Source organism: Alteromonas sp. BZK5 (assembly GCF_014349115.1).
Classification (GTDB): domain Bacteria; phylum Pseudomonadota; class Gammaproteobacteria; order Enterobacterales; family Alteromonadaceae; genus Alteromonas; species Alteromonas macleodii.
Map to the genome: position 1 here is coordinate 29,113 of NZ_JACSOE010000015.1, position 16,222 is coordinate 45,334.

The window sequence follows — 16,222 nt, forward strand, 5'->3', positions numbered from 1 at the left end:
ATCAGCATCTTAGGTAATTTATTTAGCAACACGAAGGAATATTCGGTTGCCAAAAGTAGCGAAAATATTCAGGAGAATTCTATGTTTACTAAAAAAAGAGTAGTGCGCGCTGCGTTACTCGTAGTAGGCGCATATACACTTGCAGGTTGCGGTGGCTCGGGCGTAGAGTCGGGCACGAACGATCTGCTTACCTGTGAGGTGCCAAATGTACCTAATTCAACAGGTACGGCTTGTGAACCGCCACCACCTATTCAATGCGATGCGCCGCTCGTACCTAATGAAGCGAACGATGCATGTGAAGCCGGTGCTGATCCAAGTTTACCTGCACCTGTATTTACCCCTTCATCTAATCAAGCTGTACTTTATTATAATCGGGCTGCTGTTGACGCTGATAACTCAAGTAACGATGCAGCTTATGAAGGCTGGAGGCTACATACTTGGAATAATGACGAGTGTGATGCTTATGCTGACGCAGACACGGATTGGGCCAACGGTCGCATTCATAGCGGTATCGATCCAAACTATGGTGCGTATTGGATTCTTGACCTCAAAGAAGGGTATGGAAGCTGCCACAATTTCATCATCCACAAAGGCACTGACGATGCCGGAAAAGAAATGGGGGGCGGAGACTTCCAGGGTTCTTTAGTACAAGATGATGAAACATTTGTACGCATGAATTTTACCCTCTCTGGCGAGGCAACCATATTCGAGTTTCCTATCATGTCTCTTGGTCCTCAGCCTGTTGATATCGAGGGTTTTGGCGCGCATTGGTTAGATGCCAACACTATTTTATGGGACGTACCTGAAACTGTTTCAGAGGTGAAACTTCACTATTCAGCACAGGCTGACTTAGAGAGCACGCTGGAAGAGGGTATTAACGGTACTCAAGTAACGTTAATGAGTACAACACTTACCGAAGAGCAATCTGCCCGTGCGCCGCACTTATCTGCTATGCAGGCTTGGGAAGGCGACTGGTCGTTCGAAGATGCTAAAACCGTGTTGACGACACAAGCCGTAGTAGGGGGTTACGATGCTGACGGTGCGCTTGTTGTTGCGACCGGGATCCAGCTGGCTAACGGAATAGACGCACTATATACGCTCGGTGAAGACGATGCCGACGAAGCTCAACTTGGTGGTATCTACTCTGATACAGGTATTACTGCCGCATTGTGGGCGCCTACTGCTTCAAATGTTGATCTTCTGATTTATAACGACAACAAGACATTAAGCCAACGTATTGATATGGTTCGCGATGATACGTCTGGTGTCTGGCGTCATGAAGGCGATATGTCCCTAGACCGTCAGCTTTACCGTTATGAAGTTACCGTCTATCACCCTATTTCGGGGAATGTAGAAACGCTGCTTGTTACAGACCCATATTCTGTGTCACTAAGCACAAACGGCCGTTTCTCTCGCTTCGTAAATCTAGCTGATGATGATTTAAAACCTGAAGGGTGGGATTCTCACACCATCCCTACGGTTGAAAATTACGAAGACGCAGTTATTTACCAAGGTCACATTCGTGATTTCAGTGTGCGTGATATGTCTACTTCTGAAGAAAATCGAGGTAAATACCTTGCCTTTACTGAAGAGGGCACAGCACCGGTTGAGCACCTTAAAAAGCTTGTTGATGCAGGGCTTACTTACTTCCATATACTTCCAGCAAATGACATTGCAACCATCGATGAGGATCCAACAAAAACGGTAGATTTATACGATACGGTAGGCAAACTGTGTCGCTTAAATAGCAGTGCTGCGGTATGTGAAGAAGAAAGCGCTGATGCATTGCTAATTGACGTTTATAACGGTTACGATCCTTTATCTCAAGCGGGTAAAGCCCAGCAGCTTACTAATGATTTACGCAATCTAGATACATTCAACTGGGGCTATGATCCTCATCACTTTAACGCGCCGGAAGGCAGCTATGCGTCGAGTGCAGAGGGAGTAGAACGCATTGTAGAAATGCGCGCCATGATCCAAGCACTTCACGAGATGGGGCTACGTGTTGCACTTGATGTAGTCTATAACCATACCAATGCGTCTGGTGTTTTCAGTAAGTCAGTATTAGACAAAGCGGTACCGGGCTACTATCACCGTTATGAAGTGGATACGGGTGCGATTGTTCGTGAAACGTGCTGTGATGACACAGAGCCTCGCAATGTCATGATGGAAAAGTTCATGGAAGATTCGCTGCTGATGTGGACTGAGCATTATAAGTATGATTCATTCCGTTTCGACATCATGAGCCAAGCTACAAAAGACACTATGGTACGCTTGCGTGATGCAGTCCAAGCTATCGATGCTGACAACTATTTCTACGGTGAAGGCTGGACTAAAATAGACCGCGGTTACGAGCAAGCGAGCCAGCTCAATATGGCCGGTACTGAGATTGGTACCTATAACGACCGTATTCGCGAAGCTATTCGCCAGGGCGCTATCTTTAGGCCGGAAGATGAAGGGCTATTAAGCGCGCAAGACCGTGTAAAAATGGGCATGATCGGAACGTTAAAAGACTATGTTTTGGAGACGTCTTCAGGAAGTGCAGGCGCTACCAGTAACTTAGGCGGCTATGCAGAAGATCCTGCGGATATCATTAACTACGTGTCGAAGCACGATAATGAAACACTGTGGGATCAGTTAAACTACACGCTTCCACAAGATATTACTCTAGAACAGCGGGTTCGTGCCCAAAATGTGGCAATGGGTATTAATCTTGTGTCTCAAGGTATTCCATTTTTACAAATGGGCGGCGACATGCTTCGCTCAAAATCAATGGATAGAAATACCTATGATGCGGGCGACTGGTTTAACTACGTCGACTTCACCTACGAAACGAACAACTGGAACGTAGGTTTACCGTTGGCACAAGACAACGAAGCCCGTTGGGAAGAAATGGGTGAATTCATTTACAATCCAAATCGCACGGCCTCAATGGCAGATATTATGTTTGCCTCTGATGTGTTTGCAGAATTGCTTAATATTCGAATGACAAGTCCGCTGTTTAGATTAACCACCGCTGAAGACATCATCGACCGTATAGGTTTCCACAATATTGGTGAACGCCAGCAGCGTGGTCTTATAGCGATGAGTATTGATGACGGCATATCTGAAAACAGCGAAGTACCTCGCCAAGATTTAGACATAATGAATGATGCGGTTATGGTGCTAGTGAATACAGGGTATGAAGATAAGTCTATCACGGTAAACACAGCAACAGGTTTTTCGCTTCACGCCACACAAATGAATTCTGTCGATGCTGCGGTACGCGGCGCCACATTTGTAGAAGATGAAGATGGTAATGGAACCTTTACCGTTCCGGCACTAACTATTGCTGTTTTCGTAAAACCACAGTCTGGAGCTCAAGGTTATGGTCTATCAGCGTATGCCACGTCTGGTGCGCCTGATGTTGTTCCTTACGGCGACACCATCGCTTACCTGCGTGGAGATATGAATGGTTGGTCAACGGATGATGCATTTACCTATCAGGGTGACGGTAAGTACACCGTAACAGCTACACTTGAAGGTGGCGTTACATATGGATTCAAATTCGCATCTGAAGATTGGAGTACAGTGAACTTTGGCGCAGCCGATGGTGAAGAAGGTACAGTAATAGCGGGTGAAGAAAAGGTTCTAGCACGTACTAATACTAACCTTTCATTTACACCAGCGACGAGCGCGACCTACCTATTTACTATTGATGCGACTGATAGCGAAGCACCAATCCTTATGGTTGAAAACGAAGAGCCCTATGTTGGCACACCAGTGTATCTTCGTGGTGCAATGAACGACTGGGGTACGGCTGAGGAGTTTGCGTACCAAGGCGGACGTATTTACACTTTCTCTCGTGATGTTGAACCAGGAACTTACGAGTTTAAGGTTTCTTCAGAAGATTGGAATACCGTGAACTTCGGTGCGATCTCAGCCGATGATTCAGATCGCAACCTTGCGCCTGGTCAGACTTTGGGGCTCGCCGCTACTAACGACAATCTTATTTTGAACATTGAAACCGCAGACCGCTATGTGTTCGTATTCAACGTCACTGATTTAGATGCGCCAACCATTGGTGTATTTAAAGAAGCGTTTTGGGGCGACACTCAAGTTTATATTCGTGGTGGTATGAATGGCTGGGGAGCGGTCGATATGTTTGAATATCAAGGAGAAGGTGTTTATACCGCAGACATTGAATTGAGCGCAGGTAGTATTGAATTCAAAGTCGCTTCTGAAGACTGGTCGACAGTAAACCTTGGCAGCCCGAACGATGCAGCAAGCAACGTAGTAACGCCTAGCGAGCCGAAAATACTTGGCGCAAGTAACAATAATCTCATGATTGAAGTTGCAGAGTCTGGTCTATACGAGTTTAAGGTATCTGGCCCTGATGGAAATGCACCTACGTTAACGGTTACGAAAAAGTAAGACCGAATAAACGCTAATTTGGTAAATTTCTAATAAACCAAGATTTAAAAACCGCAACGTAGTTTGCGGTTTTTTGTTTTTGGCATATCTCTTGATTCTCTAGTAGTATCACCAAGAAAATAGTGGTCGTACCAGAGTGGTTGAATTTATTCAAAAGGAGATGAAAATGAAACGTGCACTTGTTGTTGAAGGTGGCGCTATGCGCGGAGTTTTTGCAGCAGGCGTGTTAGACAAATTCATGGAGCATGACTACCATTCGTTCGACTTCGCGATTGGTGTTTCAGCTGGCGCAACTAATCTTTCAACCTACGTGTCGAAAATGCATGGGCTTAGTAAAACCATCATCACGCAATACGCCACAAAGAGGGAGTTTTTTAGCCCGCTTCGTTTCATAAAAGGTGGGCACATGACAGATGTCCATTGGCTATGGCATCACTCTAAACAGTCCATGAATATTCCTGCACCAGGTGAAAAAAGCAGCATGCCACTGTATGTTGGGATTACTAATGCAGAGTCAGGTGAATGTGAATATATACAAGCCACCAAAGATAATGTTGATGATTTAATGGTAGCTTCCTGTGCGTTGCCAACTGCATACCGAGACGAAATTTCAATAAATGGTACGCGATACTTGGACGGGGGAGTGGCAGATGCAATACCTGCTATCCAAGCATACAAAATGGGTGCGAAGGATATCACGGTTATTCTTTCTCAACCGTTAGGTTTTACAAAACCAGAAGTAAAGTCTGTTTGGCTAATGCAAAAGATGTATGGCAACCAGCCTGCGCTACTCGATAAGATGTTGCAGCGTGCAGCCATTTATAACGAAACGTTAGCTTTTCTCAATAATCCACCCGACGACTGCACAATCCGTGTGATAGCGCCTGATGAAGCTTTTTGCGTTAAGCGTTTAACTATGGATAAGAAGAAGTTATTGCGAGGCTACGGTCAAGGGCGGCGCATGGCAAGACGCTATCTTAAACATTGCTATGAGAATTCAGTGGAAAGACAGCGCAAAAGCGCATAGCTACTAGACTTATTTTTTCTTTCTGTACAAAGCCTGTATGCAAATCGCAACAAAAGGCTTATAGAGCTTGGTTTTTTTTCCAAGCTTTTTTTATTTCAAATAAAACTCTATTTTTTCAGTATCTTACCCTGTTTCAATTTGGCAACAGTTTAAGATTAAGTTACTGGTTCATACTTCTAGTACCAACCTCACACATCGTGAATCGTTGATTTTGGCAACGTTATTTCCCTTACATTGCTCACAACTAGTGCTGTTGCCTTCCCGTTTGAACACAAGTTGCCATTTTTCCTATTTTAGTAACATTTTGAAAAAAAAGAATTTTATCGAGTTTATGAAGCTCTCTTGTGTAAACTTTGCAGGCAATGTGTAATATTTTCATTAAACTGGTCTGCATCTTGCTGAACAGGTGACAATAAACGCTGTTTTTTATCGATGCGAAGATTTCAGATGGCTCATCTATCTCAACATTAAATACTTCTTAAAAAAAAGGATCGAGTAAATAGGCCATACTGTCACATGTTATTAAAATATAGAAATTATAATCGACCACGCTTTGCAATATCACGTGCTTCTCGATAAGAAGAGGAGACCAATGCTCATTGGCAGAAATGCCTATTGGCATAGGTGAATCGCGAGTTCTGTGTCTACCGCTTTTTTTGATAAGTTTAATCATACTTAAGGCTAGTTTACGCTAACCTGTCTAGAAGCGTGAGAAAGAACGTGGCAATATCAAATGCTGAATAAAAAATAAAATAAATATAAACGTGCAAATTGCGAATCAGAAAATGTCAATTGGGTTGATAAACCCGAAAAATCCCGTAAATGTTGCTTCTATACTGCGAGCTGCAGGTTGTTATGGTGTGGCCAGCGTTTTTTATACTGGTCAGCGCTATCGATTTGCTAAAGATTTTAATGCGGATACGAAAGCGTTTCATAAAGTCATTCCGACCATTGGGGTCGACGACTTAAAAGAAGTAGTGCCTGAAGGTGCGTCAGTCGTAGCGGTTGAACTGGTAGAGGGTGCTACACCACTACCTTTGTTTGAGCACCCGAGCAATGCGTTTTACTTGCTAGGTCCTGAAGATGGCAGTATTGGCGAAGACGTTTTGTCTTGGTGCGATCATGTTGTCTACGTTCCTACTTTTTCATGCATGAATTTAGCGGCCACAGCAAATGTGTTGCTGTATGACCGTCTGTCAAAGTCTGATTACGTAAGTGGGGATGCACTTATCAGACAAAGTAGAGATACGAATAACAAATCTAAGATTAAATAGTAATTAAATAACTAAGGCTGTCGTTGCGAACAGGAAGTTACCCACAAGCCTAATAATAAATTAAATCAGGGGAGCTTTGCGTTGAAGATGAGAACAATGAGCGCAGTTCGAGCGTTTAATGGCGCCGTGTCTAACAAACTGAGTCGACTACCACAAACATTTTCTAGGGTACTCCCTAGTCGTTTCTCACTCGAAGAGAGTATTTCTAATTTCTTCTTTAGCCGTTACGAACTTGTGATTGCTAACGAAGAAAGTGAAAAGCAGGTGAGTTATAAAACGCGACACAAAGTGTATTGTGAAGAAATGAACTTCGAGCAGAAAAATGCCACTGCATTAGAAAAAGACAAGTTTGATGATCGCGCGATCAATTGCTACATCAAGCATTTGCCAACAGGAGAGTGTGCAGGCACGATAAGGTTGGTCTTGCCAACTGAAGCTGGCTTGGCACTTCCATTAGAAGAAAAGTGTGCGGAAGTAATTGGCGATGGTGCATTGCTACCTTCAAACTTGTCTCCACAAAGCGTCTGTGAAATCTCTCGCCTTGCAATACCGAGAGAATTTAGAGTGCGACAGTTACGCTCTAAAATCCTACCCTCTGAAAAAATTGAAAAAGTTAAACAAAAGAAAAATGTTCCATTTAACGTTGAGCATTTTCCTTATCTTTCAATTGCGCTGTACTTAATGGCAACGAGTGTGTGCCTTCATTTAAACGTTAAGCATGCCTATGTGCTAATGGAGCCTAAGTTAGCAAGAAGAATGAAGGCATTCGGTATTCATTTTAATCCAGTAGGTGAAGCTATTGAATTCAATGGCAAACGTATGCCATATAGATTGTCACCGCACGTACTGCTTGATGATTTAGCAAAACCACTAAAAGGTTTTCACAGAAAGATTCATTCAGAACTAAATAGTGCGTTACAAGCTATTGGCGATGTGGCCGTTCCCACCATTGAGCACACTCGAAAGCCGCTTCGCATAGCCCATGCAGCATGACACCATGCTATCTGGAATACTAAGCCGCCTCGTCAGGCGGTTTTTTTATGTTTGAATACGTATGCATGTTTTTTAACATCCAGTTAACGCGTATCCTGTTGGCATAATTTACGTTTATCACAATGATTACCATGCCAAATTTCCAATTTCGTTTTTGTCTTAAACCCTTGTCAATTGCTATGCTGTCAATTGGATTAACAGCGTGTACAGGGCCGACCTCTCCAGTGAATAATCAAAAACCGGTGATCAAAGACGCTAGTCTGAAACCATTTGGTCAAAGCGGCGAAAGTTCGACGCTAAACGATTCGGCTGAAAGGCAAGGTAAACCGGTCGTTTATCAAGTTTTTACTCGCTTGTTTGGAAACACGAATACAAATAACCAGCCTTGGGGCACAATTGAGCACAATGGGGTAGGTAAGTTTAGTGATTTTACTCCCGAAGCGCTAAAGGCCATAAAATCTTTGGGAACCAGTCATATCTGGTATACCGGTGTGCCGCACCATGCGGTGATTAATGACTACACTGATTTTGGTATTTCAAACGACGACCCAGATGTAGTGAAAGGCAGAGCGGGCTCTCCCTACGCAGTTAAAGATTACTACAACGTTAATCCAGACCTAGCCGATGATCCAGCCAAGCGTTTAGAAGAATTTGAAGCGCTAATTGCCAGGACTCACGCAGCGGGAATGAAGGTTATTATCGATATTGTGCCTAATCATGTCGCCCGTGATTACCATTCACTTTCTGCACCTGAAGGTGTAAGTGATTTCGGCGCGCACGACGACACGTCTGTTGAATACGCCCGTGATAACAACTTTTACTATGTAGTAGGTGAAGCGTTTCAAGTGCCCACAGCTGATAACTATCAACCTCTAGGTGGTGAAAAGCATCCACTATCTGACGGTAAGTTCGAAGAGTTTCCAGCAAAATGGACAGGCAACGGTGCTAGAGCTTCGAAACCGGATATAAACGACTGGTACGAGACCGTAAAAGTGAACTATGGCGTGAAGCCTGACGGCACTTACGACTTTCCAGTTTTACCTGAAGAGTACAGTGATAAGTCTTTTGAAGAACATGCCGCATTTTGGCAAGGAAAAGACGTACCAGATTCGTGGTATAAATTCAGAGATATTGCACATTATTGGATAGATAAAGGTGTCGACGGTTTCCGCTACGATATGGCCGAAATGGTGCCTGTTGAGTTTTGGTCGTTTCTAAATAGCAGTATTAAACAAAAGGCACCTAATGCGTTCTTGCTAGCGGAAGTTTATCAACCAGATAAGTATCGCGAGTATATCCACCAAGGCAAAATGGACTACCTTTACGACAAGGTGGGTTTCTACGACACATTAAAAACGATTATGCAGGGGAGTGGAGAAGTAAGCAAACTGGTTACTATTCATGATGAAATCAATGATATCGCCCCGCATATGCTTCATTTTTTAGAAAATCACGACGAACAACGTATAGCCAGCCCCGACTTTGCCGGTAGTGCCCAGAAAGGTAAACCCGCGCTCGCAGTGAGTGCGCTTATTAGCAGTTCGCCTACGCTGTTGTACTTTGGTCAAGATGTGGGTGAAGACGGTAGCGAGGAGACTGGTTTTGGAGATCCAACACGTACGTCAATTTTCGATTATGTAGGTGTTCCTGCCCATCAGCGTTTTATGAACGACGGTAAGTTTGATGCAGGGAAATCTACCGAAGATGAAAAAGCACTTCACCAATTTTACCAAGACGTGATGGCTATTGCTGCCACAAACCCTGCAGTTACAGGTGAATATCAAAGCCTACACGCGCTCAATCTTGATGTGAAAGATTCAGCCTATACTGAGCAGCAATTTGCTTTTGTGCGCGCGCAAGGTGAGCACGGATTTGTGGTTGTGGCTAATTTTAACGATAAGCCTACAGGTGCAATGAAGCTTGTTGTTCCTTCAAATGTTTTTGGTGAAGATAGCGATCGGATCACGCTAGCGCCTATGCTTTCTCATGAAGGCATAACACTAGAAAAAGAGGGCATTTACTACAACGCTTCGTTCTCATTGGAAGGGCTTGAGACTAAAGTATTCGCCTTCTAATTAGGTTTTATCACATGCTGCTGAGTTAACGCGAAACACCATGTTTTTTTACATGGTGTTTCGTGAATACGTATGCAGAGCATTGGTCAGATCGGACGGGCAAGGTAGTATCTCATCACCATCTTGTACTTAACGTATTTTTAACATGGGGTTGATGTGCCAAAACGTAATCGTGTAACTAATGACAGTGGTCATAAAAAAATCCAAAAGCGCGCAATTCCGCTTCTCCTCAGCTGTATCACTACCTTTCCTTTGTTCTCGGTTCAATCATCTGCAAACAGTGGCATTAATGTTTACCCGCCGAATTGGTGGGTTGGTATGCAAAACAGTAATGTAGAATTGATGCTTTATGGTGATGATGTTGCCGATGACACTGTTTCAATAGCGAAAGGCGATGTAAGCGTTAAGCATAGCCAAGCCCTTGATAGTGAAAACTATCTATTCGTAACGCTAGACACGTCGAATGTTAGTGCCCAGGAACTCGTTATCAGGCTTACTGACAGCGATGGTACGACCCGTGATTTAACTTACACCCTGGAAAAAAGAGCACAAGGCTCAGCGTCGCGCGAAGGCTTTGGGCCTCAAGATGCTATTTATCTTATTGCCCCAGACAGATATGCTAATGGTAATAAGGAAAATGATAATGTTAAGGGTTATGGCGATCCCGCAGACCGTTCATTCAAAGGTGGTCGCCACGGTGGTGACATTCAAGGTATTGTTGATAACCTCAATTATATTCAGGATATGGGCTTTACTCAAATATGGACAATGCCCATGCTCGAAAATGCCATGGATAAATACAGTTATCATGGCTATTCCACCACGGACTACTACAAAATAGACCCTAGATTTGGTTCCAATGACGATTTTATTGCGTTAAGTACTGAAGCTAGATCAAAGGGTCTTGGCATTATAATGGATATGGTACTTAACCATATAGGCAGTAATCATTTATGGATGAAAGATACGCCGTCACACGACTGGATCAATAACAACGGTAAATTTGTAGGGACAACCCACAAGCGTGAAGCTCTTCACGACCCTCACGCCATAGCAAGCGATATAAAAGGGTTTAGCGATGGTTGGTTTGTGCCAACCATGCCGGACTTAAATCAGCGCAATCCGCATTTAGCGAACTACCTTATTCAAAACGCGATTTGGTGGGTTGAAAGCGCTGGGCTAAGTGGAATACGAGTGGATACGTACTCCTATCCTGATAAGGCGTTTTTGAGCCAATGGACAAACCGCATAATGGACGAGTACCCGAATTTCAATATAGTAGGGGAAGAGTGGTCAGTTAACCCCGCAATCACGGCATATTGGCAGGCGGGTAGCCACCGCCACGATGATTACGATAGCGCTCTACCATCGGTAATGGATTTCCCGCTTCAAGCCGCAGTCGTTGAAGCGTTGAGCAATGATGAAAGCTGGAATTCTGGCTTCATCTCTGTATACGAAACTTTAGCTACTGACTTTTTGTACGGCGACCCGAATAATTTGGTCATCTTTCCTGATAACCACGATATGAGCCGCATTTTTACTCAGCTCGGTCATGATAAAGACAAATGGAATATGGCTATGACGCTATTGCTCACTACGCGCGGTATTCCACAAGTTTTTTACGGTACAGAAATTTTAATGGGTAACGAAGGCAGTGAAGACCACGGTATTATTCGTTCTGACTTTCCAGGCGGGTGGCCTTCGGACAATGACAAAAACGCTTTTACCGGGCACGGTTTAACGGATGATGAGCGTTGGGCACAGCAGCGTGTGAAGGGCTTACTTCAACTGCGTAAATCACACCCTTTGCAGTTTAGAGGCCTGTTGAAGCATTTTGCACCGGAGAATGGGGTTTATACCTATATTCGAGAGGCAAATGTCGATTCAGCCAGTGGTGCTGATAAATCAAATACTAATCAGTCTGATAAAATATTGGTCATCTTAAATAAAAAGCCAGTGGACCTGCCTCTAAACAAGTATGCAGAGGTGCTAAGCACACACCAGACATTAACACGTGTTAGCGATGGGATATCTTTTAAGACGACGGATATCTTAAGCTTACCAGCAATGTCTGCTAGTGTTTTCATTGTGCAGTAATCGTATTAACTATAGTAAAACAATAAATAGAGCAAAGTATGCAAGCAACTCAACCACGCCTTTCTTTCTGGCAAATATGGAACGTCAGCTTTGGCTTTCTAGGTGTTCAATTCGGTTTTGCACTGCAAAACGCAAACGTAAGTCGTATCCTTTCAGACTTAGGGGCAGACCTTCACTCGCTATCACTATTTTGGCTCGTCGCGCCAATCATGGGGTTAATCGTTCAACCAATTGTTGGCTCAGCATCTGATAGAACGTGGAATCGATTAGGTCGACGCCGCCCGTTCATCCTTGCTGGTGCAATCGCCGCAGTATTGGGTATGATTTTACTGCCTAATGCGCCGATATTTGTTGCCTTCTTGGCACCTATGGTAATGGGCGCGTTAATGGTTGCACTTATGGACGCGTCGTTTAACGTATGTTTTCAGCCGTTTCGCTCATTGGTGTCAGACATGGTACCGCCGTCACAACGCAATGTTGGCTATTCGATTCAGTCATTACTGATTAATATAGGCGCAGTTATCGGCTCAATACTGCCATTTGTACTTACCAATGTTATTGGCCTTGAAAATACGGCACAAATGGGTGAGGTTGCACCTTCTGTTGTTTGGGCTTTCTACATTGGCGCTACAGTACTGCTTGGTACGGTCATTTGGACGGTAGTTCGTACCAAAGAATACGCACCAGATGAATACAACCGCTATAAAGGGCTTACCGAAGAGCAGCCTGCAACTGAAAAAGCACCGCTAGGACAACGCTTAAGTGAGTTTTTCACGTTAGTAAAAGATATGCCAAAGACGATGAAACAACTTGCTGTCGTGCAGTTTTTCTCGTGGTTTGCGCTCTTTATTATGTGGGTATACACCACACCTGCTATTACGCAGCATATATGGAATGTAGATAAGCAGTGGTTTGACCCAGCTTATATTGCTGCAGCCCCGATGGTGCCTGAAACCATCATCATGGCCAAGGGAGCCGCTGGTGATTGGGTAGGGATTCTATTTGCTGCGTATTCGGTATTTGCTGCTATTTTTTCTATTTTCTTAGCAAAACTCGCTGACAAGTTTGGTCGCAAAACGGTTTACGCTTCGTCTTTAGCGCTAGGTGGCCTGAGCTACGTAAGCTTCTTGTTATTCCAAGACCTGACGATGATCAACGTAAACTTAGTGATTACTGAAGTAACAGTACCTTTGGGCGCAGTGAAGCTGTTAATCCCTATGGTAGGCGTAGGTATAGCGTGGGCTGCCATTCTTGCTATGCCTTACGCTATGTTAGCTGGTGCGTTACCTGCAAATAAAACGGGTGTTTATATGGGTATCTTCAACTTTACCGTTGCCGCCCCTCAAATTGTTTCGGGCCTAACTGCTGGCTGGATTCTAAGTTCTGTTTTCGACAACGACGCAAAGTACATTATCGTTGTTGCCGGAGTTTCTATGTTAATTGGTGCGGTTTCAGTTTTCTTCGTGAACGAGGCCGATAAGCAAGAAATTGAAGAAGCGCAGGGAGCTTAATATGTCATTTAATCGTACAACAATCGCATTAACGTTAGCTGGTTTATTTTGCTCAGCCTGCTCGAGTACATCTGTTCCTTCATCTAACGATATACAAGAAAACAGCCACGCTATCGTGGGTACCACTACGCCATTTGCTAGCGAAGCGGTGTACTTTGTTGTAACAGATCGTTTTGTAGACGGCGACCCTTCGAACAATCATGAAGAGCAGGGAGGCGATCACCCTACGTGGCAACTGCCCTTAGAAGGTCCTGAAGGTAAGAAAGCCTATGTGGGTTACATGGGCGGTGATTTACAGGGTATCTTAAACAACGCCGATTATATTAAAGAAATGGGGTTCACGGCAGTATGGATGACGCCTGTCCACGATAACCCGGACTATGCGTTTAATGGCGATGAACCCATTACTTATGGCGGTGCCTTTAAAGACGGTGGTAAAACGGGTTATCACGGCTATTGGGCAACGAATTTCTATAAAGCTGACGAGCATTTGGTTAGCGCCAATTTAAGCGTTAGTGACTATACGGCGAAAATGCGTCAGCATGGCCTTAAGTCCGTGTTTGATATTGTGGCAAATCATGGCACACCAAGCTTCACCATGGAAAAGGACTTACCCGGCTACGGGGAAATATATGACAGTGATGGAAATCTGGTTGCTGATCATCAAAACTTGGCACCTGAAGAGCTTGACCCTGAAAACAACCCGCTTCATAGCTTTTTTCACAACTATCCAGATTTAGTAAAGCTTTCTAATCTAGATGACGAAAACCCCGCCGTACGCGATTATCTCATCAACAGCTATTTGTATTGGATTTCTCAAGGTGCTGATGCATTTAGAATAGATACAATCAGGCATGTGCCTCATGCGTTTTGGCGTGAAGCGTCAGATCGTATACGCGAGCAAAACCCTGACTTTTTTATGTTTGGCGAAGCATTTGACTATGAGGCGAACAACATTGCCCAACATACGTTACCGAAAAATGGGGGCGTCAGTGTATTAGACTTTCCTATGCAAAAGGCCATGGTGAATGTATTTGAAAAGCCGCTAGAGAGTGATTTTGCTGACTTAGAAACGGTGCTTCATCTTACGCACGGGCCATATAACAATCCATATGAATTAACTACGTTCTACGATAACCACGATATGGCGCGCATTAATGCCACTGATGAAGGCTTTATTAATGCGCATAACTGGTTGTTTACAGTAAGAGGCATTCCGGTTGTATACATGGGATCTGAAATTGGCTTCATGCGCGGTACGGCGGAACATGCCGGCAATCGTAACTATGTTGGCCAAGAGCGCCTAGACCAAGCCAAGAAACATCCTATTCAACAGGCGCTAACAAAGATTGCCAATGTGCGTAAAAACACGGTAGCACTGCAGCGCGGTGTTCAAGTCAACGTTGAACTTGACGGTCATCAAGCGGCGTTTTATCGCGTTGTTGATACTGCAGAAACACAGCAGACTGCACTTGTATTGCTTAATAAGGGTAATGCCGCACAATCTTTTGAGGTTAGTGACTTTATGCAATCGGGCGACTGGACGGAACAATTATCTGGAGAAACGCAAACGGTAGAACTCGGTGATGCGTTAACCGCAACGGTTAAGCCCAATGGCGTTCAGGTATGGGTGCGCGAAGGTCAAGTAAGTAACAGCGCATTACTTGCTCAAATTAAGCACCAGTTGGCCCGCCAATAAAACGTGTTTAGCGCACAATAAAAAAGCCCCGTGGTTGTATAACGCCCCGGGGCTTTTTGTTTAGTTTCTAGCGTGTAATTTGCACACGCTTACTCACTGCCACATGACTGCCTAATAATAATATCCGCAGGCATTAAATAATCCTGAACGTCTTCGTTGTTAATGGCTTTTAATAAGGTGTTTACCAATAACTCTCCCGCCAGTTTGGTATTTTGCTGAACAGTGGTGAGCGAAGGCGTGGTGTAGGCTGAAACCGCAATATTGTCATAGCCAACCACGGCTACATCATCAGGCACATTCACTTTTGCCTGGCGCAGCGCTCTAAGCACGCCCATTGCAATAAGGTCTGATGCGCAGACAATTGCTTGGGGAAGTTCGCCACTTTGCAGCAATGATTTCACCGCTTCTGACCCCGCATCCTCAGTCGAAATAGCATTGCGTTGAACACTTGACTGATCAAGCCCATGAGATTGAAGTGTTTCAAAATAACCGTTAAAACGCGCTTTGAATTCAGGGGCGTGATCGCCGTTGTCGCCAATAAACGCAAAGGAAGTTTTACCCAAGCCAATTAAATGTGACGTTATGCTTTGGCCACCTTGATAGTTATCACAACCGATACTAACCCCTGGGTGGGCTTCATCTGGCGCACCCCAACGAACAAAGTGGGTGCCCTGCGATTCAAGTTGCGCGACTTTGTTTTGGTAATCAGTATAGTCGCCATATCCTAATAGAATAATGCCGTCAGCCTTATTTGAGTCTTCATATTCTGCGTGCCAGTCATCATCTAAATTTTGGAAGGACACAAGCAGATCATAGTTTGCTTGCGCACACGCGCGGGTAATACTGCCGAGCATCGCTAGGAAGAACGGATTAATCATCGAATCATCGGACGTAGGATCTTCAAACAAGAGTAGGGCAATTGTGCTGCTCTTTTGCTTTCTCAAGTTACTTGCGTTTTTATCCACTTTGTAATTGAGTTCCCGGGCAATACGCTGAACGCGATCTCTAGTTTCTTGATTAACTAGCGGGCTATTATTTAACGCTCGCGAAACCGTCGACTGCGAAACACCTGCCAAGTGGGCAATGTCAAAAGAGGTTGCTTTTTCTTTCATAAACACCATGATTTGCTGCTA

Annotated in this window: 9 protein-coding genes; 8 read left to right on the forward strand and 1 reads right to left on the reverse strand. The window is 44.3% G+C overall.

Translation table 11 applies throughout. The annotated features are described in order from the left end of the window. Positions 1-81 precede the first annotated feature (81 nt). The 8 genes from BIZ39_RS06375 to BIZ39_RS06410 all read left to right on the forward strand — a co-directional run bounded on the left by BIZ39_RS06375 (position 82) and on the right by BIZ39_RS06410 (position 15,089). The gene (locus tag BIZ39_RS06375) at positions 82-4,413 is read left to right on the forward strand and encodes an alpha-1,6-glucosidase domain-containing protein (RefSeq protein WP_187446620.1); all 4,332 of its coding nucleotides are present in this window, start codon (positions 82-84) and stop codon (positions 4,411-4,413) included. Positions 4,414-4,579: 166 nt separating this feature from the next. Continuing rightward, the gene (locus tag BIZ39_RS06380) at positions 4,580-5,440 is read left to right on the forward strand and encodes a patatin family protein (protein ID WP_014949455.1); all 861 of its coding nucleotides are present in this window, start codon (positions 4,580-4,582) and stop codon (positions 5,438-5,440) included. Positions 5,441-6,225: 785 nt separating this feature from the next. Continuing rightward, positions 6,226-6,714, forward strand: coding sequence for an RNA methyltransferase (locus BIZ39_RS06385; RefSeq protein WP_207198495.1), 489 nt, complete (start codon positions 6,226-6,228; stop codon positions 6,712-6,714). Between the two features lie 96 nt (positions 6,715-6,810). Next, on the forward strand, positions 6,811-7,707 hold the full coding sequence (locus tag BIZ39_RS06390) for a PEP-CTERM/exosortase system-associated acyltransferase (RefSeq protein WP_014949457.1): 897 nt from the start codon (positions 6,811-6,813) through the stop codon (positions 7,705-7,707). A 122-nt stretch (positions 7,708-7,829) separates the two neighbouring features. Continuing rightward, entirely contained in the window at positions 7,830-9,782 is a 1,953-nt protein-coding gene (locus tag BIZ39_RS06395; protein WP_168533986.1) for an alpha-amylase family protein, read from the forward strand. A gap of 156 nt (positions 9,783-9,938) precedes the next feature. Next, positions 9,939-11,879: a glycoside hydrolase family 13 protein gene (locus BIZ39_RS06400; RefSeq protein WP_187446621.1), complete on the forward strand. Its 1,941-nt coding sequence runs from the start codon at positions 9,939-9,941 to the stop codon at positions 11,877-11,879. 38 nt (positions 11,880-11,917) lie between these two features. Further along, the gene (locus BIZ39_RS06405) at positions 11,918-13,390 is read left to right on the forward strand and encodes an MFS transporter (RefSeq protein WP_061094979.1); all 1,473 of its coding nucleotides are present in this window, start codon (positions 11,918-11,920) and stop codon (positions 13,388-13,390) included. 1 nt (position 13,391) lies between these two features. Beyond that, complete coding sequence (locus BIZ39_RS06410) at positions 13,392-15,089, forward strand: alpha-amylase family glycosyl hydrolase (protein WP_061094980.1); 1,698 nt, start codon at positions 13,392-13,394, stop codon at positions 15,087-15,089. A gap of 89 nt (positions 15,090-15,178) precedes the next feature. Here the strand turns inward: BIZ39_RS06410 and BIZ39_RS06415 are convergent, their stop codons facing one another. Then, positions 15,179-16,201: a LacI family DNA-binding transcriptional regulator gene (locus tag BIZ39_RS06415; RefSeq protein WP_014949462.1), complete on the reverse strand. Its 1,023-nt coding sequence runs from the start codon at positions 16,199-16,201 to the stop codon at positions 15,179-15,181. Positions 16,202-16,222 lie beyond the last annotated feature (21 nt).